Origin of the sequence: Pedobacter vanadiisoli, assembly GCF_042684385.1 — a bacterium.
In the GTDB taxonomy this organism is placed as follows: domain Bacteria; phylum Bacteroidota; class Bacteroidia; order Sphingobacteriales; family Sphingobacteriaceae; genus Pedobacter; species Pedobacter vanadiisoli.
The window spans coordinates 21851-42103 of the sequence record NZ_JBHULL010000042.1; the positions used below are offsets into that span (position 1 = coordinate 21851).

At 38.8% G+C, this 20253-nt stretch carries 25 protein-coding genes; 17 read left to right on the plus strand and 8 right to left on the minus strand.

The annotated features are described in order from the left end of the window. Positions 1 to 5 precede the first annotated feature (5 nt). The 6 genes from ACFSR6_RS19860 to ACFSR6_RS19885 all read left to right on the plus strand — a co-directional run bounded on the left by ACFSR6_RS19860 (position 6) and on the right by ACFSR6_RS19885 (position 3802). Positions 6 to 467, plus strand: a complete 462-nt coding sequence (locus ACFSR6_RS19860; RefSeq protein ID WP_379082152.1) for a GNAT family N-acetyltransferase — start codon at positions 6 to 8, stop codon at positions 465 to 467. Positions 468 to 472: 5 nt separating this feature from the next. Further along, positions 473 to 1087: an ABC transporter ATP-binding protein gene (locus ACFSR6_RS19865; RefSeq protein WP_379082154.1), complete on the plus strand. Its 615-nt coding sequence runs from the start codon at positions 473 to 475 to the stop codon at positions 1085 to 1087. 455 nt (positions 1088 to 1542) lie between these two features. Continuing rightward, the gene (gene efp / locus ACFSR6_RS19870; RefSeq protein WP_343522735.1) at positions 1543 to 2103 is read left to right on the plus strand and encodes an elongation factor P; all 561 of its coding nucleotides are present in this window, start codon (positions 1543 to 1545) and stop codon (positions 2101 to 2103) included. A gap of 119 nt (positions 2104 to 2222) precedes the next feature. Beyond that, positions 2223 to 2783 (plus strand): elongation factor P, encoded by a 561-nt coding sequence (efp, locus tag ACFSR6_RS19875; protein WP_379082157.1) that lies wholly within the window; start codon positions 2223 to 2225, stop codon positions 2781 to 2783. A gap of 288 nt (positions 2784 to 3071) precedes the next feature. Continuing rightward, entirely contained in the window at positions 3072 to 3632 is a 561-nt protein-coding gene (locus tag ACFSR6_RS19880; RefSeq protein ID WP_379082159.1) for a 5-formyltetrahydrofolate cyclo-ligase, read from the plus strand. Between the two features lie 11 nt (positions 3633 to 3643). Next, positions 3644 to 3802 (plus strand): hypothetical protein, encoded by a 159-nt coding sequence (locus tag ACFSR6_RS19885; protein WP_379082161.1) that lies wholly within the window; start codon positions 3644 to 3646, stop codon positions 3800 to 3802. Positions 3803 to 3933: 131 nt separating this feature from the next. Here ACFSR6_RS19885 and ACFSR6_RS19890 read toward each other — a convergent pair whose 3' ends face one another. The 4 genes from ACFSR6_RS19890 to ACFSR6_RS19905 all read right to left on the minus strand — a co-directional run bounded on the left by ACFSR6_RS19890 (position 3934) and on the right by ACFSR6_RS19905 (position 7905). Next, on the minus strand, positions 3934 to 4905 hold the full coding sequence (locus ACFSR6_RS19890; RefSeq protein ID WP_379082163.1) for a formimidoylglutamase: 972 nt from the start codon (positions 4903 to 4905) through the stop codon (positions 3934 to 3936). Continuing rightward, positions 4898 to 6136: an imidazolonepropionase gene (hutI, locus tag ACFSR6_RS19895; RefSeq protein WP_379082165.1), complete on the minus strand. Its 1239-nt coding sequence runs from the start codon at positions 6134 to 6136 to the stop codon at positions 4898 to 4900. Before hutI ends, ACFSR6_RS19890 begins: the two co-directional genes overlap by 8 nt. Positions 6137 to 6227: 91 nt before the next feature. Beyond that, positions 6228 to 6995, minus strand: a complete 768-nt coding sequence (locus tag ACFSR6_RS19900) for an exodeoxyribonuclease III (RefSeq protein ID WP_379082167.1) — start codon at positions 6993 to 6995, stop codon at positions 6228 to 6230. A gap of 211 nt (positions 6996 to 7206) precedes the next feature. Then, on the minus strand, positions 7207 to 7905 hold the full coding sequence (locus ACFSR6_RS19905; protein ID WP_379082169.1) for a peptidylprolyl isomerase: 699 nt from the start codon (positions 7903 to 7905) through the stop codon (positions 7207 to 7209). Positions 7906 to 7939: 34 nt separating this feature from the next. Between ACFSR6_RS19905 and ACFSR6_RS19910 the strand changes: the two genes are divergently transcribed. The 8 genes from ACFSR6_RS19910 to ACFSR6_RS19945 all read left to right on the plus strand — a co-directional run bounded on the left by ACFSR6_RS19910 (position 7940) and on the right by ACFSR6_RS19945 (position 13661). After that, complete coding sequence (locus ACFSR6_RS19910) at positions 7940 to 8401, plus strand: HYC_CC_PP family protein (RefSeq protein ID WP_379082171.1); 462 nt, start codon at positions 7940 to 7942, stop codon at positions 8399 to 8401. Between the two features lie 108 nt (positions 8402 to 8509). Then, positions 8510 to 9046: a heavy-metal-associated domain-containing protein gene (locus tag ACFSR6_RS19915; RefSeq protein ID WP_379082173.1), complete on the plus strand. Its 537-nt coding sequence runs from the start codon at positions 8510 to 8512 to the stop codon at positions 9044 to 9046. A 1-nt stretch (position 9047) separates the two neighbouring features. Beyond that, complete coding sequence (locus ACFSR6_RS19920; RefSeq protein ID WP_379082175.1) at positions 9048 to 9860, plus strand: transporter family protein; 813 nt, start codon at positions 9048 to 9050, stop codon at positions 9858 to 9860. Between the two features lie 5 nt (positions 9861 to 9865). After that, a complete protein-coding gene (locus ACFSR6_RS19925; RefSeq protein WP_379082177.1) occupies positions 9866 to 10369 on the plus strand; it encodes a DUF3347 domain-containing protein in 504 nt (167 codons plus the stop codon). Further along, positions 10369 to 10929: a helix-turn-helix domain-containing protein gene (locus ACFSR6_RS19930; protein WP_379082178.1), complete on the plus strand. Its 561-nt coding sequence runs from the start codon at positions 10369 to 10371 to the stop codon at positions 10927 to 10929. The genes ACFSR6_RS19925 and ACFSR6_RS19930 overlap by 1 nt, the downstream gene beginning before the upstream one ends. A gap of 213 nt (positions 10930 to 11142) precedes the next feature. After that, entirely contained in the window at positions 11143 to 11715 is a 573-nt protein-coding gene (locus ACFSR6_RS19935; RefSeq protein WP_379082180.1) for a YceI family protein, read from the plus strand. Positions 11716 to 11837: 122 nt separating this feature from the next. Then, positions 11838 to 12662 (plus strand): 4,5-DOPA-extradiol-dioxygenase, encoded by an 825-nt coding sequence (ygiD, locus tag ACFSR6_RS19940; protein WP_379082183.1) that lies wholly within the window; start codon positions 11838 to 11840, stop codon positions 12660 to 12662. Between the two features lie 279 nt (positions 12663 to 12941). After that, the gene (locus ACFSR6_RS19945) at positions 12942 to 13661 is read left to right on the plus strand and encodes a heavy-metal-associated domain-containing protein (RefSeq protein ID WP_379082185.1); all 720 of its coding nucleotides are present in this window, start codon (positions 12942 to 12944) and stop codon (positions 13659 to 13661) included. On the opposite strand, the gene ACFSR6_RS19950 is transcribed toward ACFSR6_RS19945, so the two are convergent. The 4 genes from ACFSR6_RS19950 to ACFSR6_RS19965 form a co-directional block, all read right to left on the minus strand. After that, on the minus strand, positions 13662 to 14075 hold the full coding sequence (locus ACFSR6_RS19950; protein WP_379082187.1) for a type II toxin-antitoxin system VapC family toxin: 414 nt from the start codon (positions 14073 to 14075) through the stop codon (positions 13662 to 13664). Next, positions 14072 to 14311, minus strand: a complete 240-nt coding sequence (locus ACFSR6_RS19955; RefSeq protein WP_379082190.1) for a DUF6364 family protein — start codon at positions 14309 to 14311, stop codon at positions 14072 to 14074. The genes ACFSR6_RS19950 and ACFSR6_RS19955 overlap by 4 nt, the downstream gene beginning before the upstream one ends. A gap of 88 nt (positions 14312 to 14399) precedes the next feature. Continuing rightward, entirely contained in the window at positions 14400 to 14876 is a 477-nt protein-coding gene (locus ACFSR6_RS19960) for a DUF6265 family protein (RefSeq protein ID WP_379082192.1), read from the minus strand. After that, positions 14873 to 15397, minus strand: a complete 525-nt coding sequence (locus ACFSR6_RS19965; protein WP_379082194.1) for a YfiT family bacillithiol transferase — start codon at positions 15395 to 15397, stop codon at positions 14873 to 14875. Before ACFSR6_RS19965 ends, ACFSR6_RS19960 begins: the two co-directional genes overlap by 4 nt. Before the next feature lie 252 nt (positions 15398 to 15649). Here ACFSR6_RS19965 and ACFSR6_RS19970 point away from each other — a divergent pair, with 252 nt between their 5' ends. The 3 genes from ACFSR6_RS19970 to ACFSR6_RS19980 all read left to right on the plus strand — a co-directional run bounded on the left by ACFSR6_RS19970 (position 15650) and on the right by ACFSR6_RS19980 (position 20253). Beyond that, on the plus strand, positions 15650 to 16828 hold the full coding sequence (locus ACFSR6_RS19970; RefSeq protein ID WP_379082197.1) for a hypothetical protein: 1179 nt from the start codon (positions 15650 to 15652) through the stop codon (positions 16826 to 16828). A 161-nt stretch (positions 16829 to 16989) separates the two neighbouring features. After that, positions 16990 to 19371, plus strand: a complete 2382-nt coding sequence (locus tag ACFSR6_RS19975) for a S9 family peptidase (RefSeq protein ID WP_379082199.1) — start codon at positions 16990 to 16992, stop codon at positions 19369 to 19371. A gap of 249 nt (positions 19372 to 19620) precedes the next feature. Then, a complete protein-coding gene (locus ACFSR6_RS19980; protein ID WP_183766528.1) occupies positions 19621 to 20253 on the plus strand; it encodes a peroxiredoxin in 633 nt (210 codons plus the stop codon).

Below are 20253 nucleotides of genomic sequence, written 5' to 3' on the forward strand. Positions count from 1 at the left end.
TATTCATGAGTGATTTAACGCTAATCAGAACAGATTCAGACAATGCCGATTTTAGAAAATTGGTGGTTTTACTGGATCAGGATTTAGCCGTTAGAGATGGCGACGATCATACTTTTTATGCACAGTTTAACAAAGTTGATGCAATTAAAGAAGTGATTGTTGCCTACCAAAACAATATACCCGTTGGTTGCGGTGCCATAAAACCTTTCTCCGCCTCTGAAGCCGAGGTAAAAAGGATGTTTGTACAGCCAGACCACCGGAATAAAGGGATTGCCGCTAAAATCGTAACTGCATTGGAAAACTGGGCAATGGAAATAGGTTTTTCGGCCACGGTGCTTGAAACAGGCAAAAAACAACCCGAAGCAATTGCGCTTTATCAGAAAATCGGTTATCGTATTACGCCCAACTATGGCCAATACATCGGTGTCGATAATAGTGTCTGCATGGCCAAACCGCTTAATGTTTAACCCAAATGAACATCTCTTTACAACATGTTGGCAGAAGGTTTAATAAAGAATGGATCTTCAAAAATTTAAGTGCCGAATTCTCATCCGGCAACAGTTATGCCATATTGGGTCCTAACGGTTCGGGCAAATCAACATTGTTAAGTGTGTTAAACGGTAGCCTATCTCCTTCTGAAGGGAAAATTACATTTTCGGATACACAAGAAATCCCAGTCGAAAATATTTACAGATACATCAGTCTTGCGGCCCCATACCTCGAACTTGTTGAAACCCTGACCTTAAAAGAGCTGATAGATTTTCATTTTAAGTTTAAAAATTTTGCCAATGGACTCGATGCCAAAAAGTTGATTGACATATTAGGTTTGGAAAAAGCCAGGAATAAAGAAATTAAATACTTCTCATCAGGGATGAAGCAGAGAACCAAACTTGTCTTAGCCTGTTGCACAGATACACCAATCTTATTTTTAGACGAACCAACCAGCAATTTAGATGTTCAGGGCGTAAATTGGTACCGCGAACTGATCAAAAATTTCGGAAAAGACCGCTTAATGATAATCGGCTCTAACCAAGTACAGGAATACGATTTTTGCACCACACAGATACAAATATCAGATTATAAGTAAGTTATTATCATATTTAAATCCCCTTCGGCCTTTGTTTTGTCATACATTTGTACTAAAAACAAAATTTTGAAAAAAAATTTTGCAGTTAAAAAATTATACCTACCTTTGCACCACCAAAAAGAGAAACAAATTATTTAATTTATCTCTTAAAGGAAACGATTATATTCTCTGTATTACAGAATTAAAAATAGCCCTGAAAAGGCAAAGAGTTTTTCATAGTTTAGTTTGAGGTTTAGGTTGATTATGCCTTTGGAGTGGTTCCCAAAGGCATTTCTTTTATACGCTGTTTTTTCGTCCGAAAAAACCTTACAGATTTTAAATTTCTAAACATCTAATCAAATCTGCCAGATCTAGATTATGCACCCAGCCCCAATGAACCAACGGCTATTGAACCAATGAACCATTTTTTTTAACTTTGGGGTTTAAAAATTGACAAAACAATATTTCATAATCAAATGGCAAAGGCATCAGAAGTAAAAAGCGGAAACGTTCTTCGTTTTAACGGAGAGTTGGTAAGTGTGGAGGAATACATCCACCGTACACCCGGAAATTTAAGGGCTTTCTATCAGGCACGTATGCGGAACGTAAAAACAGGTAAAATTGTAGAATACCGTTTCCGTACAGACGAGGAGGTTACCATTTGCCGTGTTGAAACTAATGATTATCAATACCTTTATGAGGATGGCAATTACCTGGTGGTGATGGACAATAACACTTTTGAGCAATACAATATCCCTAAACTACTTTTTGGCAGTTCGATCAAATTTTTAAAAGAAGGGATGAATGTAACCATCGCTTTTGAAAGCGACGAACCGATTGTGGCACAATTGCCGAACAGTGTAGAGCTTGAAATTACTTATTCAGAGCCAGCCGTAAAAGGCGATACTTCTACAAGTGCTTTAAAATATGCCACTGTAGAAACCGGTGCAGAAATCAGGGTTCCGCTTTTTATCAACCAGGGCGACAAAGTAAAGGTTGATACCAAGACGGGTGATTATATGGAAAGGGTAAAATAGCATATCGTGGCGTAGGATAAGCCTTATGCCCTAAACCTTTATAGGTTTTTATCAAAATAATTTTACCTTTGCCGTCACAAAAAATTAAAATACAAAACCCGGTTCGGGAATAAAACTATATGGCAAAAGCATCAGAAATAAAAACAGGAAACATCCTTCGTGTAAACAACGAATTGGTTACTGTTGACGAATGGAACCATCGTACCCCGGGTAAAGGAGGGGCGTTTTACACAGGTAAATTCCGTAACATCAAATCGGGCAGAATTGTTGAAGCCCGTATGAACACCGACGAGGTTGTAGAAATTTGCCGCGTTGAAACCAACGATTACCAATATTTATACGAAGAAGGTGATTATCTGGTAGTAATGGATAATAATACTTACGAACAGTTTAATGTTGAAAAAGCGTTATTTGGTTCGGCTATTAAATTCTTAAAAGAAGGAATGAATATCCTCGTTTCTATGGAAAGCGACGAAGCCATTATGGCGCAATTGCCAAACTTTGCAGAATTTGAAATTACCTATTCAGAGCCAGCCGTTAAAGGCGATACTTCTACCAATGCTTTAAAAGCAGCAACATTAGAAAATGGTGTTGAAGTTAAGGTTCCAATGTTTGTGAACCAGGGAGATAAAATTAAAATTGATACCCGCACCGGCGATTATGTTGAGCGTGTAAAGTAAGTTAAACGAAATACCGAAAAGCCTCTAAAATTAGTTTTTTAGGGGCTTTTTTTATTTTAAGACTATGAGATTTTTGAAACTGTATCTCTTAGATCTATTAAGATGACTTAAATCGTCATTTTTTAGGAAAGCAGGGCTAGTGCACTCTGTTTACGACAGCCCCGCTATTCGCTTCAAAGCCTTGGCTCGTGCCTCACCTTCGGGTTTTACGCTGCTATCGGGTTTATTTAACAAAAGCCTGCAGGTTTTTCGAAACCTCCGGGGTTTCAAAAATATTATCTTTGTTTTATGTTAAAAGCCGAAATCAGAAAACAAGTACTGAAAGACAGATTATTACTAACCGATTCAGCATACGATGCGCTGAATAAATCGCTATTAAACCAGTTTAAAACGCTTGATTTTGGCAAAATTAAAATGCTTCACATATTTTTGCCCATTATCGAAAAGAAAGAGCCTGATACCTTCCTGCTGATTGACTGGCTGGCCAAAAACCATCCGGAAATTAAAATAATTGTTCCTAAAGCCGATTTCGAAACAGCATTGATGACCCATCATGAATATGTCGGACCCGGGGATTTAAAGAAAAACACTTACCACATCCTCGAACCGCAAAAAGGGAAACTGCATGAAGGCGAAATTGATCTGGTAATTGTTCCGCTTTTGGCATTCGATTTACAGGGCTATCGTGCGGGCTACGGTAAAGGTTTTTACGATCGTTTTCTCCAAGGTATAAATGCTCAAAAAATAGGTTTATCTTTGTACCCTGCAATCGAAAAAATCGATGATGTAAATGAATACGACATTAAACTCGATTTTTGCATTACACCAACAGGAATTATAAAATTTTAAGCTGCCGCACAATGCCACAGGAAATTGTTCTCAAAACCGAAAAACAGTACGAAGACAACATGATTGCGCTATTTGAACTGCAGGAAAAGGAAGATCTAACACCAGAAGACCTAAAGCAGATTGAACTGATGTTAAAAGCTGGCGAGAAATACGAAGCAGAGCATTTGTAGGTTTTTCATATACGTTCGTCACCCTGAACTTGTTTCAGGGGCTATATAAAAGGTATTTACAGCAAGAAAGATCCTGAAACAAGTTCAGGGTAAAGAGACTAGCGAAATAATTCCTGCATCCGTGGCTAAACCTAAGAAATATGCGCTTTTACGAAATCACTCACCAAATAGGCAATTAATTTAGACGTGAGCTTACTCACCCTCCCGTCGAGCATCCGTGTAGCGCCTTCGCAAAGGTGCAGGTAAGAAAATTTCTTGGCATGCATTAAAATCAGTTTCCTAATATCGTTAACCTCGAATCCTGAAGGCGTTTCAGCACTCGAAAGCACATTCTGGATACAATCCAAATCAATTTCCAAACCCGTAACCGGTCCGAATTCGTCAAAATAGCCCTTGGCATGGGCACCCATTAAAATCTCATCGAAAAACACAGCCTTTAGCTTAGGATTGCTCTCGATCTGGCTTAAAATTGCCTCATTATTGTAATTTTGATGCAGGCCATACATAAAATAATGTTCAAGATAGTTTTCTTTTAGGGCGTAAGAAAAACCATTTCCGCTATGCCTGCCTTCTAATTCCCTCAAATCGGCATGCGCATCTACATTTAGTACATCAATCGGCCCCTTACTGGCTAAAGATGTGCCTTTAATTATTCCATAAGCATTATTATGACCTCCACCAATCACTATTGGGACTTTCCCTGCAGCTACAATTTTTTCGATCACAGGATAAACCAATTCATCAATTTCGGCTACCTTATTTCTTAATGCCTTAATTGTAGATTCTTCAGGTTCATCAATTTCGAAATAACCCAAAACCAAAATTTCTTCACCATTTAAAAAGCGGTTACTCTGAATATTCAGAAAAGCGGTTAAACTGGTCCGCCATGCCGATGCGGTACCAGCAATACCCGCATTTGCCCTTACCCCTATATCTTCTGGAATGCCCAGCAACACAAATTTTGAATCGTTCGCCTTTAACCCATCTACCGAAATTACTTCATGCGGGTAGATATTAACCCTTTCACCAAGCCTTGTTTCACCATCACGATGGATAATTAAATGCTTAATGTCGCTTTGTGAAAATATTTTAAGCTTATCCATGATAAATCTCACCGTTTAAAATCACCGTATCAACCTGGCTCTCGCCAAAACTGTATGGTAAATAGGCTATAGAAGGCATCGGTTTTGTAATAAATAAATTTGCATTTTTCCCAATGGCTATGCTTCCATGACTGTTGCTTAGCTCCATTGCTGCTGCACCGTTTAAAGTAGCCGCATTAATGGCCTGCTCCGGGAACATTTTCATTTTAATACAACCTAACGATACTACAAAATTCATATTTCCAGAAGGTGTTGAGCCGGGATTGTAATCGGTAGCCAAAGCCACAGGCAAACCGGCTTTAATAAAGCTTTTAGCATCTGCAAATGGTATACCTAAGTAAAACGAACACGAAGGCAGTAATGTTACAATGGTATCGGCATTTCTTAATGTCTCAATGGTTTCAGGGTTACTTTCTTCCAAATGATCGACCGAAATGGCTTTATTTTTAACCGCAACCTCAATAGCACCCGAAACTGAAAGCTGGTTCGCGTGTATTTTTGGCTTTAATCCATATTTTGCCCCTGCTTTGAGTATCTGATCGGTTTCCTCTACGGAGAAAAATCCTTTTTCACAGAAAGCATCTATATAATCGGCCAGCTTTTCTTCTGCGATACGGGGTAACATTTCTTCAATAATCAGGCTGATATAACCTTGGTGATCGTCCTTAAATTCAGCAGGAAAGGCGTGTGCAGCCAAAAAAGTGGCTTTTATTGGGATTGAAAAATGAGCTTTAAGCCTGCGGATAACCCGGAGCATTTTGATTTCACTTTCAGTAGTTAAGCCATAACCACTTTTTATTTCAACCGCTCCCGTTCCTTGCAGAATCATCTGTTTTAACCTCGTTGCAGCACTTTCGAACAATTCGTCTTCTGTTGCTTTTTGAAGTTTATTGGCCGAATTTAAAATCCCACCACCTGCAGCAGCAATCTCTTCGTAGGTTTTTCCCTGTATTTTCATTGCAAATTCTTCTTCGCGCGAGGCGGCAAAAACAATATGGGTATGGCTATCGCACCAGGAAGGAAAAACATAGCGGCCTTCGGCACTGTAAGAAGGAAGGTGTGCAATAGAAGATGGAAAATGCTTCATCTCACCGAAATCTTTTATTAAGCCATCTTCTATTAAGATCCAGGCATTTTCAAGCACGGGTAAATGATTCAGTTCCGCGCCACGAAGCACTAATTTATCTTTAGGATGAAGGCCTACAAGGCCTTTTATATTGGTGATCAGCATTCGCTAAAGGTTAATTGTTCAAATGGTATAAATTGGTTAATTGATTGATTACAGCTCACCGATTTAAACAATTAACCGGTTAACCCAAAACTTAATCTATTTCCAAAAGCACCGGACAATGATCCGAATGCATGGCATCGGGTAAAATCCTTACATTTTTAAGCCGGTTTTCCATAGGCCTTGTTGCCAGGTGGTAATCGATACGCCAGCCCAGGTTCTTGCCCCTTGATCCGGCGCGATAACTCCACCAGGTGTAATGATGTGGGTCTTTATTAAAATGGCGGAAAGTATCGATAAAACCATTATCCAAAAATAATTGCATCCATTCTCTTTCCTCTGGTAAAAACCCCGAAGAGTTGGCATTCGATTTTGGATTATGGATGTCAATAGCGGTATGGCAGATGTTATAATCGCCGCTCACAATTAAGTTCGGGTATTTTTTGCGTAATTCGCCGATATATTGATCAAAGAACCGCATAAATTCATATTTTTTCACCTGCCTTTCATCACCGCTCGATCCGGAGGGCATATATAAGCTCATTAAGGAGAAATTGTCAAAATCAGCCCTCAAAATCCGGCCTTCTTTATCAATCCATTCTTCACCGCAGCCAAATTCTATATGGTTGGGCTTAATTTTAGATAAAATGGCTACGCCACTATATCCTTTTTTTTCTGCAGGGAACCAATAATGATGGTAGCCCAGCTGCTCAATCAGTGCAATAATTTCAGGGATTTGCGAAGGCATCGCCTTTACTTCCTGCAAACAGACCATATCAGCATTTGTAGCTTGTAACCAGCCAAAAAAATTTTTGGTACTTGCTGCCCTAATCCCGTTTACGTTATAGGAAATAATCTTCATTCAATAAATTTCAATTGTTGTGGGCGGTAAATTTAGAAATTAATTGCATAAATGCTTGGCAATCCAATTAGTGATATTTATTTACGATCGTCATCTCGACTGTAACGCACTGGAATGGAGAGATCTGCCTCCATAGATCTCTCGCCTTCGTTGCACTCCGCTCGAGATGACGCCAATCAAGAAGCTTTCATTTAAACAACAATTACATTAATTAACCAAGCAACAGCCGCTTTTCCAATTTTTTCGCTTCCCGCTTTTTTAAAACGGTAACTTCCATTTTCACGTCTTGTTTTGGGCGGTTGTTTTTATCAGTCGCCAAAACCGCTATTTTATCTACCATATCCAGGCCTACCACAATTTCTCCGTAAACGGTATAGTTCCGGTCTAAATGCGGCGTACCCCCAATGGTTTTATAAACTTCCCGTTGCCATTCAGGAATTTTAAATTTTAACCGTTTCTCTTCAACGCTGTTTAACTGCTGATCGGTAAAAACCTTTCCTTGCACGAGGTAAAACTGACTACCGCTTGATGCTTTTGCCGGATTAACATCATCACCTTCGCGTGCTGCGGCTAAAACACCCTTTTTGTGAAACAAACTATCATTAAATTCAGCGGGTATCGTATATTTCGGCCCGCCATTGCCCAATAAAGAGTCGGGTTTGGCATTCCTAGAATCCGGATCGCCTCCCTGGATCATAAAATCTTTGATTACCCGGTGAAACAAAAGATCGTTATAATAACCACTTTTAGCCAATTTTAAAAAATTATCGCGGTGTAAAGGCGTCTGGTTATATAGTTTAACAATGCATTCTCCAAATTCGGTTTTAATGCGCACATATTGATTCTTAGGCTTTGCAGCAAAGGCAGAAAGCACAGAAAAAGCGCAAAGGAATAATACTATTTTCTTCATCTAATTGGTGTTTGAGGCTAAATTAAGCTAAAAAATGAAATTCAGTAAAGAAATAACTGCGTTATTCAATAATTTTTGCTTTACCTTTGTAATCATGAAGTTAAAGCAAAAAATAGCACTTTCTTTAGCTGTATTCTATACAGTTAGTGTGATGGGTTTGGCTTTAAGTCTTCATTTTTGTGGGGGTAAACTCGAAAACGTTAAACTTTTTAGCAATGAGTCTGCGTGCAAATTCTGCAAAGATATTCCTGCTGAAAAAAAAGATGATGGTTGTTGTAAAAACACACAGGTAACTGTTAAGGTTAAAGACAGCCATCAGGCGGGGGCAGCGGTACAGCTGCCAAAGCTTTTCTCTATCCAGCTTTTTCTTCACCCGCCAGTATTAGCATTTTTAGCCAATATTACCCCAAAATTTTTTACAACTATCCCAAATAAAGCTCCGCCCCTCTCCTCGCGGATTGCTTTGCACATTTTCAATTGCATTTTTAGGAATTAGGATTTCTGTTCTCTTCGCCGTCCTGAACTGGTTTCAGGACCAATTTTACCATACCCACCTAAAATGGATTATGGGAAGTAACAGTTTAAAAATTTAATTCAAAAAATCATGAAAGCAATAAAAATATTCAGCATTATTATGCTGTTTTTCGCCGTTAACGTTTCTGCACAACAAATAGCTACAGCCGATCTACAGGTAACGGGTTTAACCTGCTCAATGTGCTCAAACGCTACTCAAAAATCTTTAGAAACCTTAAACTTCATCAGCAATATAAAACCGGATTTAAATAAAAACGTATTTGTTTTAACCTTTAAAAAAGATGCCAATGTTAATCTTGATCAAGTTCGCAGAAAAGTTCAGGACGCCGGTTTTTCAGTAGGCGGTTTAACCGTTATTTTCAATTTTAACGAGGTAAAAGTAGACGATAAAGGTCAGGCTGTTGTTAATGGCAATGTGTACCGTTTTGTAAATGTAAAAGGTAAAACGCTTAGTGGTGCCGTAAAGGCCAGTGTGGTGGATAAAGATTTCATTTCCGGTTCGGCATTTAAAAAACAGGCGGCAACGGCTAATTCTGATGCCTATGCAAGCGGCACAGGAATAGTAAACGGCAAAAAAACCCGTATTTACCACTTAGTTCTTTCTTAAGATGAAGCAGATATTCGTATTGGCACTGATGCTTATCGGTGTTTATAGCATCGCTGCAGCACAAGAATTATATGTATTTACAGAACCAGCGAGCAATATGCCTACCAAATCAATCGGTGTAAGGATAACCAACGAGGGCATATTCAATAATCCCGGTTATGTAAGCCGCACCATTCCGGAAGTGATGATCGGTTTTAATAAAAACCTGATGATGCATGCACAGGCTTTTTTATCCGATATGGATGGAAAATACCGCTTAGAAGGAGGTAGTTTATATGCGAAATACCGTTTCTTATCATTGGATGAAACACATAGCCATTTCAGGGCATCGGCTTTTGGAAGGATAAGCACCAGCAGAAGGCCAACATATACCAGGGACATTAATCTTGAGGGCGACAATAGTGGCGTACAGGGAGGATTGATTTTCACTCAGCTTCTACATAAACTGGCATTGTCATCAACCCTGGGCTACGCACATGCTTTCGAAAACAGCGACAGGCAAATTGCCGGAATGCCGCAGCCAAAGAATATGCTATCCTATAGTTTATCATCGGGTTATTTGGTCTTACCAGTGGTTTATAAGGATTACAAGCAGCCAAATTTTAATGTATATTTAGAATTACTGGGCAAAACTGATCCAAAGAGTGGTCAATCTTATTTAGATATTGCCCCAGCTTTACAAATGATCTTAAACAGTAAAACCCGCATCGATTTAGGCTATCGTTTTCAGGCTGCCGGAAATATGGATAACCGGTACACTAAAAACATGTACCTGCTTCGTGCAGAATTTAATTTCTATAACGTATTAAAATAATAACAATGAAAAAAATAATGATCATGATGGCTATAATCGCCATTGCTACTACTAAAATTACCTTTGCACAAAGTAAAACTGATGCCGCTTTTAATCAGCTGCTCAGTGCTTATTACGATGTTAAAAATGCATTGGCTACAGATAAAAAAGATTTGGCTACCGAGAAAGTAAAAGTTTTATCTGCCAAAGTTGAGGCTATTCCGCATAAAGATTTACCTGCTGCACAACATATGCTTTGGATGGGACAGGCAAAAGTAATTAAAGCTAAAGCAGCCGAACTTGCTGCCGGAAAAGATATCAAAGCCCAGCGTAAATCGTTCGAAGGGATTTCTTATGCGATGATCAAAACATTGAAAGACCTGAAATTTAACAGCCAGACCGTTTATGTACAACATTGCCCAATGGCTAAAGCCAGCTGGTTAAACGAAAAAGAAAACATTGAAAACCCTTATTATGGAAGCATGATGTTTGATTGTGGTGATGTTTCTGAAACCATAAAATCGAACTGATGAAACTCCATATCAAAAATATGGTATGCAACCGTTGTAAAATGGTGGTTAAGGCCGAGCTGGAAAAGCTCGGCTTTAAACCATTGTTGGTTGAACTTGGCGAGGTTAGCCTGGCCGAAAATATTACCAGCGAAGATAAAATCAGGATAGCGGAGCGCCTTAATCATTTTGGATTCGAATTACTGGAGGACAAGAAAACCCAGATTTCAGAACAGATTAAAACCGCTATTATCAACCTGGTACATTATACCAAAGACCCTTTAAAAATCAATCTCTCTGCTTACCTCAGCGAACTGTTAAAGCTGGAATATACGGGCTTAAGTAGCATTTTTTCGGAGGTCGAAAACCAGACAATTGAGAAGTATTTCATTGCTCAAAAAATAGAAAAGGCAAAAGAAATGCTCACTTATGGCGAACTTACGCTGAGCGAAATTGCCTACCAGCTAAATTACAGCAGCGTAGCACACCTGTCAGCACAATTTAAAAAAGTAACCGGCATTACACCTTCTGCTTATAAAGCGGCATCAGCTGATGGCAGAAAAACACTTGACGAGGTTTGAGGATGGAAAGCGGGGTAAAGTTATGGTCAATGGTGAGATAGACCGTGGTTGATGGCCTGGCATCTATGAACCAAAAAACCATTAACCATTTAGCTATTCATCAATTAACCGATTAACCTACTTAAACATTAACATCTCTAAACAATTTCTTATCATAAGTCAAGACTGACCAACTGATAATCAGCTAATTTTGTTCTAATAAAATTACTTGCTATGAAAAAATTATTATTATTTCTGATCGCTGCCTCAATCAGTGTGGCGTCATTTGCTCAAACCAGCTGGAAAATAGATCCTATGCACTCGTTTGTAAACTTCTCGGTTAAACACATGGGAATCTCTTTTGTTGACGGCTCATTTAAAAAATTCGATGGAACGGTTACGGCGTCTAAACCGGATTTAACCGATGCTAAAATCAGCTTTACAGTAGATGTTAACAGCATTACCACGGGTGTTGATATGAGAGATGGTCACTTAAAAACCGATGATTTCTTTAATGCGGAGAAATTTCCTGCCATGAAATTCGAAAGCACTTCTTTCAAGAAATTAAGCGGCAATAATTATGAGTTAAGTGGTAAATTAACCATCCGCGATGTAACCAAAGATGTAAAATTTGCTGTTGTTTATGGTGGCACGGCTAAAGATCAGCAAGGCAATACCAAAGCTGGTTTTGGTGCAACCACAACCATTAACCGTTTAGATTATAATATTAAATATGATCCAACCGGCGCGGGTGTAGCAAAAGATGTTGCGATCAAATTAAACCTTGAATTTGTTCAGGGAAAATAAAATAAAGGATCATCATTTCTCCATATTGATGATCTGGTAAAAATTTAAATAAATCTGTCACATTGAGCTTGTCGAAATGCATGTAGGCGCTTCGACAGGCTCAGCATGACAAACCCGATATTATGTCTGCACTATCTCAATTCAGAAACTTTACTCAGCGCCTCCCTCAAACAGATTTAATGCCAACGGTTTTTATTGGCCATGGTTCACCAATGAACGGCATCGAAAACAATGAGTTTAGCGAGGGCTGGATAGATTTGGCTAAACACATCCCTGTTCCAAAAGCTGTTTTGGTGGTATCGGCACACTGGTACACTCACGGCACTTTTGTAACTGCGATGGATTTCCCCAGCACTATCCACGATTTTGGTGGCTTTCCGCAGGCTCTTTTCGACGTTCAGTATCCTGCACCGGGCGACCCGGAGCTGGCAGCAGAAATACCCGGTTTAATCCATTCAACCCCTGTTGGTTTAGATCACGATTGGGGCCTGGATCATGGCACCTGGACCGTGGTAAGACACATGTATCCCAATGCAGATATCCCGGTTTTACAATTGAGTATCGATTATACCAAGTCGCCGGCCCAACATTACGAAATTGCCAAAGAAATTTACGCGCTCCGCAAAAAAGGCGTACTGATTATCGGCAGTGGCAATATGGTTCACAACCTGCGCATGCTGAGCTGGGAAATGATTAACGGAGGTGGTTACGATTGGGCGGTTGAAATGAACGATAAATTCAAAAATTTAATTGCAAATGGCGATCATAACGCTTTAATCAATTACCGAAACCTGGGCAGCGATGCGATGCTGGCCATCCCTACTCCGGAACATTATTTACCTCTTATTTATACCATTGGAATGAAAAATGATAAGGAAGAGATTTCATTTTTTAATGATAAAGCGGTGGGCGGCTCATTAACCATGACCTCGGTTCTGGTGGGGTAATTTAGGGTTTAGGGTTTAGGGTTTAGGGTTTAGGGTTTAGGGTTTAGGGTTTAGGGTTTAGGGTTTAGGGTTTAGGGAGAAACGAATCACCAAAGGACTTGTTTTAACAATTTTCAACCTTAATTTTCTTAACTCCTTAATGATAAAAAACTCTACACCAAGGTCAAAGGTTCTTCACTGCCCTCAGAATGACAAAAGCTAAAATTCTATAAAACTTTATGGTTATTCTGTAACGCTTACCGGCTGATGAAGCGGTAAATTTGTATAAAGAATTTAATCATGACACATACCTATCAAATCACTGGCATGACCTGTGGCAATTGCGAAAATAAAGTTAAAAGCAACCTGCTTGTTTTACCAGATATAACCTCGGTGGAGGTTTCTAAAGACACCAATAGTGCCACCATTAGCATGGAAAAACATATTAGTTTAGACACCCTGCAACAAGCTTTGGGCGGTACCGGCAGTAAATATCAAATTTCTGCCACACATCACAACGAAACGCTTGAAGAAGCAAAATCGTGGGCCGAAACCTACAAACCTATTCTGTTAATCTTCGGATACATAACCGCAATATCATTAGTGGTTTCGTGGCAAGGCAATGCCATCAGTTTTATGCTATTTATGCGAATTTTTATGGCCGGCTTCTTCCTTACCTTTTCTTTCTTTAAAATGCTCAATTTAAAAGCCTTTGCCGAAAGCTATGCTATGTACGATATCGTGGCTAAAAAATTCAGTGCATGGGGTTATATCTATGCTTTTATCGAATTAGGGTTAGGCTTATCCTTTGCATTAAACCTATCGCCTGTTATTGTGAATTGGGTTACCTTAATCGTAATGACCATCAGTATTCTCGGGGTTTTAGAAAGCGTTTTAAACAAAAAGAAAATTCAATGTGCCTGCTTAGGCGCGGTGTTTAACCTACCCATGAGCACAGTAACCATTGTTGAAGACGCACTTATGATTTCTATGAGCGCAGCTATGTTGATTTTGATGTAGTTAAATTTTAGTCAAAAGCTCGTCGGGTGGAAAAACTGGAATTTCTGAATCTTTGAAATCTTTAATATTTCTGGTAACTATGTAATCCAGCTTTTCTATCTTACAAGCACAAAGCATCTGTAAGGCATCTTCAAAGTCTTTATGTTTAGATTTCAATCCTCTTTTAATAATATCCTCATCTATTGCAATAACTTGGATATATTCAAGCAAATTATAGATTACCGTCCTTAAATGTTGTTCTTCAAGGTATTTTTTTAACAAATAATGTGTTGTTGCTATTGAGTGTGAAGAGGTAAACAACAGAACTTCTTTGCGTTCTGTTTTTTCGAAAAGTTCTATAGCCAATTTGCTGAAAGGTTTTCTGTCTGCAATTAAATCAACAATAATATTCGTATCAACAAAAATCCTTTTCATCGATGTTTACGCTCAAAATAATCACGAAGTTCAGCATCTTCATCAAAATCATCTGGGAGTTTAACCGCTCCTACAATACCTTTTAACCCTGACGAAACAGCAGGTCCCTCATTAACAGTAATGGATTCTAAATACTTTTCAACCAATTCAGATAAGCTACGTCCAGTATGCTTTGCATAATGTTTTGCTTTTTCTATGGTCGATTTTTGTACGGTCAATGTTAGCTTAGTTGTCATAACACGTGTGATTTACTCAAATATACGTATAACGATTTGAATGAACAAGAAGCAGCTTTATTACAATTCCGATTTGCATATAAATGGATTATTGCCGCTCATATTTAAATTCCGCTTTTCGGCTTTTTCCATTAAGCTCACCTTCAATCCAGGCGAGCATTTCACTTTTTCCCTTGTTTTGGTACACAATTCTTTGCGGGAAGTCGTGTTCCTTATTTTCGAAAATATAAATCTGGTCTTTTGTAGAAATCAGTTTAAAACAAATTTCTTTCCCATTGTTCTGATTAGCTACGGTTGAACAATAAAAAATATCTTTTCCAATTGTTCTGATTTGTAATACCTCGGTAAGCACGCTATCTCCTTTCATATTTATACGGTAGCTCTTCCCACTCAGTGTCTTATCAGCACCCACGCTCCATTGTTCTACAATCTTCCCTTTGGGTGTTTGCATTTCCCATGAGCCGAGTACAAAAGAAAAGATTCTTAATGGTGCTTGCTGCGCTTTAATATTGCTATAAAAACCAACAAGAATTAAAACCAGGCAATACAAATAGATTTTTTTCATTTTGTTAGGGCGTTGGTAATGTGTGCCAAATGGTGTTTTCCATGCCAGGCATACATACCCAGCATATTGGCCAAAGTGAGCTCTTGCGTGTAGGCCGGATGAATGTATTTTCTTTCGTAATCTTCTATTCTCAATGTTTTTAAAAAAGCAACCCAACGGATATGTAAACTGGCTAATAAATCAAGTGATAGCTTAATGTTGCCATTTTTGGCTTCTTCGGTTTCTGCCCAGCGCTCCTCATCATATGGTCTGATTACCGGCACGTCCTCAGTGATGGCCTGTTTAAAACGGATATAGGCATTGAGATGACTATCGGGAACGTGATGAACAACCTGCCTCAATGTCCAGCCTCCGGGGCGATAAGGTTGATTCAGTTCTTCATCGGTTAAATTTTCTGTCGCCTTTTTAATCTGGCCCGGTAATGCTTCTATTTCAGAAATCCATATATCTACCTGTTTTTGATCGAAAACATCAGGCATGGCAAACTGACCGATGGGATATTTGAGTTTTTCTAAATCCATGAAACCAAAATAAGGAGAATTATCGATTTTTTAAGCGCAAAGATCAAGAGAAAAAGACATAATGCTTGTCGCTATTGATGTTGTTACTGTAATTTCAAAACCAGGTTTGTTGTTGTCGTGCATTTGCATGACGCTTGCTTTGCCTCAAAATCGATTTTCTTGAAATTACAGGTTAAATTTAGTTAAAATGCCCGTGTTTCATTAAAATTTCATTCATTTAAAGCATATTGCAGCAAATTTTAATAATCAAAGATGAAAAGATTGTTTTTTGTTTTCGCATTCATAATTCCACTGGTTATCCATGCCCAAACCTTAAAAACAGATGTATTGGTTATCGGTAACGGCAACGCCGCCTATGCTGCATCTTTTCAATCTTTTAAATCTGGGGTAAAAACCATTCTGCTCACTCAAAAAGAACAATTAGATTTAAATAAAGTAACTGCAGCCAATAAGGCCTTCTATCAGGCTTTTTTAAAACGCGAAACCGAAAATGCAAAAAGCCTCGAAAGTCCGAAACAAAAGCCTGATAAAAAGAACCCGACAAAAGTAATTGTTGTAGATAGCACACTACTTTTAAATGTAATCAATAATACCCCTTATACTGAAATCAAACGATCAGGAAGTGGCTGGGAAGTGAAACTGACCAAAGATAAAAGCATTAAAACCAAGATTCTTGTCCTGGCAGATAATCCCGAAAAATTGATCGCTGCACTAAAAATTAACGTACTAAATCCGGCATCTTCAACCTTGTTAAATTATAACGAAAATACTTACCGTACTACTGTAGCCAGTGTTGCTTCAGCTGGGGCCAATTTTTTATCGCTTTACAGCTTATTGATTCCCAATCAGGAAAACCTGCTTTATATTCCTGCCGATCAGTTTGAGATTGGGCCGGCAGCCGGGGCAACTGCAGCTTATGCTGCATTTTTTGATACCAAAACCAGTGTATCGAATTTAAAAAGGATCCAAGGTGAGTTATTAAACTACAAACACGCATTAATGCCCTTTGAGGATGTAAAACCTGCCGACTCTAATTGGCTGGCGATTCAAAAGGTTGGAATAACCGGAATTATCAAGGCGGAGATTAAGCAAAACAAAGCTTATTTTAATCCTGAAAAAGAGGTTTTATATGCCGAAATCAAGGAGCCGATTAAAGAATATTATTACAAGGCACAGCTCTGGTTTGATGATCATCAGAATATCCCAATTAATTTAGAAAATACCATTTCTCTGGTCTGCTACGTGGGTAATAAATCAGTTGAGGCCACAAAAGCAGAACTTCAGAAGAAATGGGACAAGAATTATAGGTTCAAATCCAGCTACGACCTTAAAAAGGCACTTACCCGGCGCGAATTTTCGGTCATCATCAACGAATACCTAAAGCCATTCGACGATGTGAATGTGGATAAAACCGGGAGGGTGATTCGTTAGTTTTTTGCCAAATATTTGCACAGATAGATTCATATACCCAATCTTCTCCATGAATTCTGTGCCCTTAGGCTAATTCTTTTCTCAATAAGGTGTTGTAACATTTCCATTTCCTTTTAAAATTAGTTTGTGCTTTGCCTAAATTGCATCCAAACCTAAAATTCATGAAGAAATATTTACTTTTACTTTTGCTTTGCACAGGCGAATATACTTTTGCGCAACAACTGGCGCCTTTAACCGTCGAAAAAATAATGCGCGATCCCAAATGGATAGGCATTGCACCAACCAATTTCCGTTGGACCGCGGATAGCAAAACTCTTTACTTTAACTGGAATCCTGAAAATAAAACCAAAGAAGAACTATTTAAAGTTTCGGCCACTTCTTCTAAACCTGTTAAAGCAGCGGAAAAGGAAGATGAAAAATTATTGAGTTTAAATTATGCCTACAATGCCGATCGTTCACTTGGTTTAGTTGAAAAAAGCGGGGATATTTATTTACAGAACTTCAAAACGAATAAGGAAACGCGCCTAACCAACACACAGGAAAGGGAAAGCAACCCGGTTTTTTTAACAAATGGAAATGTTGTTTATCAATTGGGCGATAATCTTTTCGCTGTTGATCTAAAATCAGCCGAAACCAAACAGCTTACCAATTTTGTTAAAGGTAAAAAAGCCGGAAGAGCAGACAGCAAATCCGTTACAGACCAGGATAAATGGTTAAAAGCACAACAGACCGAACTTTTCGATATTATTAAAAAACGAAATGCCGAAGCCAAAAACGGTTCCCGTGGAAGGGGCCGCTTTTCGAATCCTTCTACAGACACCAAAACATTAAAAGAACTCTATACGGAAGATAAGTTTCTGAATGGCGTAATCATTAGCCCGAACGGACGCTTTATTACTTATAAATTAACTACGCCGGCGCAGAATAACCACAGCACCATTGTTCCGAACTACATTACTTCTTCAGGTTATACCGAAGATATTCCGGGCAGGACAAAAGTTGGCGAAAATGAAAACACCTCACAGGGTTTTATATATGATACGCAAAGGGATACGGTTTACTCGATTCAGACCTCGACCATCACAGGCATAAAAGACCTGCCTGATTACCTGAAAGATTATCCAAAAGAACTGGATACCTTAAAAAAGAAAAATGCCGATCGGCCTGTAAATTTCTTTGGCCCGCTTTGGAATGATAATGGAAGTTCTGCAATCGTTGTGGCTACTTCGACAGATAATAAAGACCGCTGGATTTTGAAACTGGATGCTTTAACAGGGAGTTTTTCTTTGATCGACCGTCAGCGCGATGAAGCTTGGATAGGTGGTCCGGGTATTAGTGGTTTTTACCAGGGCAGCACAGGCTGGATCGACAATAATCGTTTTTATTATCAAAGCGAAGCGACAGGGTACTCACACCTCTATGTAGCAAATGTAGCTACGGGCGATAAAAAACAGCTTACTTCCGGCAAATGGGAAGTACAATCAGTACAGCTGTCGAAAGATAGAAGCACATTTTATATCAAGGCCAACAAAGAACATCCGGGAATTACCAATTTCTTTAAAATCAGTGTAAACGGTGGTGAACTTGTTCAGCTTACCACGATGAAAGGCTTGAACGACATTATCCTTTCTCCTGATGAAAAGTACCTGGCCATTAATTATTCTTACATGAATAAACCTGGAGAATTATACCTCCAAGCCAATAAAGCAGGAGCTAAAGCGATACAGGTTACTCAATCTACTTCAGGAGAATTTAATTCTTACCATTGGCGTGAACCAGATATGGTTACATTTAAAAACCGTTACGGTGCTGATATTTATGCAAGGGTTTATAAATCAGATCATCCGCACCCTAACCATCCTGCTGTAGTTTTTGTGCACGGTGCCGGCTATTTACAGAACGTACACTTTGGGTGGAGCACTTACTTCCGCGAATTTATGTTCAATAATTTACTGGCCGACAATGGTTACACTGTAATCGATATTGATTACACCGGAAGTTCTGGTTATGGCCGCGATCACCGTACGGGTATTTACCGCCACATGGGTGGGAAAGATTTAACCGACCAGGCAGACGGTGTTAAGTTTTTGGTAGAGAAATATGGCGTTAACCCCCAGCATGTAGGATTATATGGAGGTTCTTATGGGGGCTTTATTACCTTGATGGCCATGTTTAATGAACCAGATGTTTTTGCCAGTGGTGCTGCCTTACGTTCGGTTACCGATTGGGCTCATTATAACCATGGCTATACCTCAAATATTTTAAATGAACCTTATAACGATCCGATTGCTTATAAAAGAAGTTCACCGATTTACTTCGCCGATAAATTAAAGGGAAATCTTTTAATGGCACACGGAATGGTTGATGTAAATGTTCACTTTCAGGACATCGTGCGCCTAACACAGCGTTTCATCGAGCTGGGCAAAAACAATTGGGAGCTTGCCGTTTATCCGGTAGAAGATCATGGTTTTGTTGAACCAAGCAGCTGGACCGATGAGTATAAGAGAATATTTAAATTGTATGAGAATACTTTGAAGAAGTAGTTTTTTAATAAAAGTCTGTCATCTCGACTGGAATGGAGAGATCTGCCTTAAGGTAGATCCTTCGACTACATTGCACTCCACTCGGGATGACGACAACAAACAAAATAGAACACTGCTATATTTTTTACAAACGATATAGTTTTCATCTATATCGATATCAATAAATACAATTAACTATTGATAAAACAGGGTTGATATACACTTGTTTTAGCCTTACCTTTGTGCCAACAAAATTAAAGACAAAAAATTATGGCAATAGTAGGTAAAAAATTCCCAAGTGTTAGTATTGATGCAATGTCAGACATGGGTGATGACTTGAAAATCAACGTATTTGAAGAAGCTGTAAATAAAAACAGTAAAGTGTTATTGTTCTGGTATCCAAAAGATTTTACTTTCGTTTGCCCTACCGAATTACACGCTTTCCAGGCTGCTTTACCTGAGTTTGAAAAAAGAAATACAATTGTAATCGGTGCATCTTGCGATACCAACGAAGTTCACTTTGCATGGTTAAATACACCTAAAGATAATGGTGGTATTGAAGGTGTTACTTACCCGATCCTTGCAGATACACACAGACAATTATCTGGTATACTTGATATTTTAGATCAGGAAGTTAACTACGACGAAGAAGGAAACGAATCTTTCTCAGGTTCTAACGTAACTTTCAGGGCTACTTACCTAATCGACGAAACCGGTAAAGTTTTCCACGAAAGTGTTAACGATATGCCACTAGGCAGAAACGTTAAAGAATATTTACGTTTAATTGATGCGTATGCCCATGTGCAGAAACACGGAGAAGTTTGTCCGGCAAACTGGGAAGAAGGAAAAGAAGCCATGAATGCAAACAGAGCTGGCGTAGCTGAGTACTTAGCCGCTAACTAA

What these genes read in the sequence shown, in the direction of transcription:
- ACFSR6_RS19930 (WP_379082178.1), top strand. Translation starts at nt 10,369, where the DNA reads ATGAAACTCCATATCAAAAATATGGTATGCAACCGTTGTAAAATGGTG.
- ACFSR6_RS19925 (WP_379082177.1), top strand. Translation starts at nt 9,866, where the DNA reads ATGAAAAAAATAATGATCATGATGGCTATAATCGCCATTGCTACTACT.
- ACFSR6_RS19965 (WP_379082194.1), bottom strand. Translation starts at nt 15,397, where the DNA reads ATGGATTTAGAAAAACTCAAATATCCCATCGGTCAGTTTGCCATGCCT.
- ACFSR6_RS19865 (WP_379082154.1), top strand. Translation starts at nt 473, where the DNA reads ATGAACATCTCTTTACAACATGTTGGCAGAAGGTTTAATAAAGAATGG.
- ACFSR6_RS19935 (WP_379082180.1), top strand. Translation starts at nt 11,143, where the DNA reads ATGAAAAAATTATTATTATTTCTGATCGCTGCCTCAATCAGTGTGGCG.
- ACFSR6_RS19975 (WP_379082199.1), top strand. Translation starts at nt 16,990, where the DNA reads ATGAAGAAATATTTACTTTTACTTTTGCTTTGCACAGGCGAATATACT.
- ACFSR6_RS19900 (WP_379082167.1), bottom strand. Translation starts at nt 6,995, where the DNA reads ATGAAGATTATTTCCTATAACGTAAACGGGATTAGGGCAGCAAGTACC.
- ACFSR6_RS19955 (WP_379082190.1), bottom strand. Translation starts at nt 14,311, where the DNA reads ATGACAACTAAGCTAACATTGACCGTACAAAAATCGACCATAGAAAAA.
- ygiD (WP_379082183.1), top strand. Translation starts at nt 11,838, where the DNA reads ATGTCTGCACTATCTCAATTCAGAAACTTTACTCAGCGCCTCCCTCAA.
- ACFSR6_RS19890 (WP_379082163.1), bottom strand. Translation starts at nt 4,905, where the DNA reads ATGGATAAGCTTAAAATATTTTCACAAAGCGACATTAAGCATTTAATT.
- ACFSR6_RS19860 (WP_379082152.1), top strand. Translation starts at nt 6, where the DNA reads ATGAGTGATTTAACGCTAATCAGAACAGATTCAGACAATGCCGATTTT.
- hutI (WP_379082165.1), bottom strand. Translation starts at nt 6,136, where the DNA reads ATGCTGATCACCAATATAAAAGGCCTTGTAGGCCTTCATCCTAAAGAT.
- efp (WP_379082157.1), top strand. Translation starts at nt 2,223, where the DNA reads ATGGCAAAAGCATCAGAAATAAAAACAGGAAACATCCTTCGTGTAAAC.
- efp (WP_343522735.1), top strand. Translation starts at nt 1,543, where the DNA reads ATGGCAAAGGCATCAGAAGTAAAAAGCGGAAACGTTCTTCGTTTTAAC.
- ACFSR6_RS19980 (WP_183766528.1), top strand. Translation starts at nt 19,621, where the DNA reads ATGGCAATAGTAGGTAAAAAATTCCCAAGTGTTAGTATTGATGCAATG.
- ACFSR6_RS19910 (WP_379082171.1), top strand. Translation starts at nt 7,940, where the DNA reads ATGAAATTCAGTAAAGAAATAACTGCGTTATTCAATAATTTTTGCTTT.
- ACFSR6_RS19920 (WP_379082175.1), top strand. Translation starts at nt 9,048, where the DNA reads ATGAAGCAGATATTCGTATTGGCACTGATGCTTATCGGTGTTTATAGC.
- ACFSR6_RS19905 (WP_379082169.1), bottom strand. Translation starts at nt 7,905, where the DNA reads ATGAAGAAAATAGTATTATTCCTTTGCGCTTTTTCTGTGCTTTCTGCC.
- ACFSR6_RS19915 (WP_379082173.1), top strand. Translation starts at nt 8,510, where the DNA reads ATGAAAGCAATAAAAATATTCAGCATTATTATGCTGTTTTTCGCCGTT.
- ACFSR6_RS19950 (WP_379082187.1), bottom strand. Translation starts at nt 14,075, where the DNA reads ATGAAAAGGATTTTTGTTGATACGAATATTATTGTTGATTTAATTGCA.
- ACFSR6_RS19970 (WP_379082197.1), top strand. Translation starts at nt 15,650, where the DNA reads ATGAAAAGATTGTTTTTTGTTTTCGCATTCATAATTCCACTGGTTATC.
- ACFSR6_RS19945 (WP_379082185.1), top strand. Translation starts at nt 12,942, where the DNA reads ATGACACATACCTATCAAATCACTGGCATGACCTGTGGCAATTGCGAA.
- ACFSR6_RS19885 (WP_379082161.1), top strand. Translation starts at nt 3,644, where the DNA reads ATGCCACAGGAAATTGTTCTCAAAACCGAAAAACAGTACGAAGACAAC.
- ACFSR6_RS19880 (WP_379082159.1), top strand. Translation starts at nt 3,072, where the DNA reads ATGTTAAAAGCCGAAATCAGAAAACAAGTACTGAAAGACAGATTATTA.
- ACFSR6_RS19960 (WP_379082192.1), bottom strand. Translation starts at nt 14,876, where the DNA reads ATGAAAAAAATCTATTTGTATTGCCTGGTTTTAATTCTTGTTGGTTTT.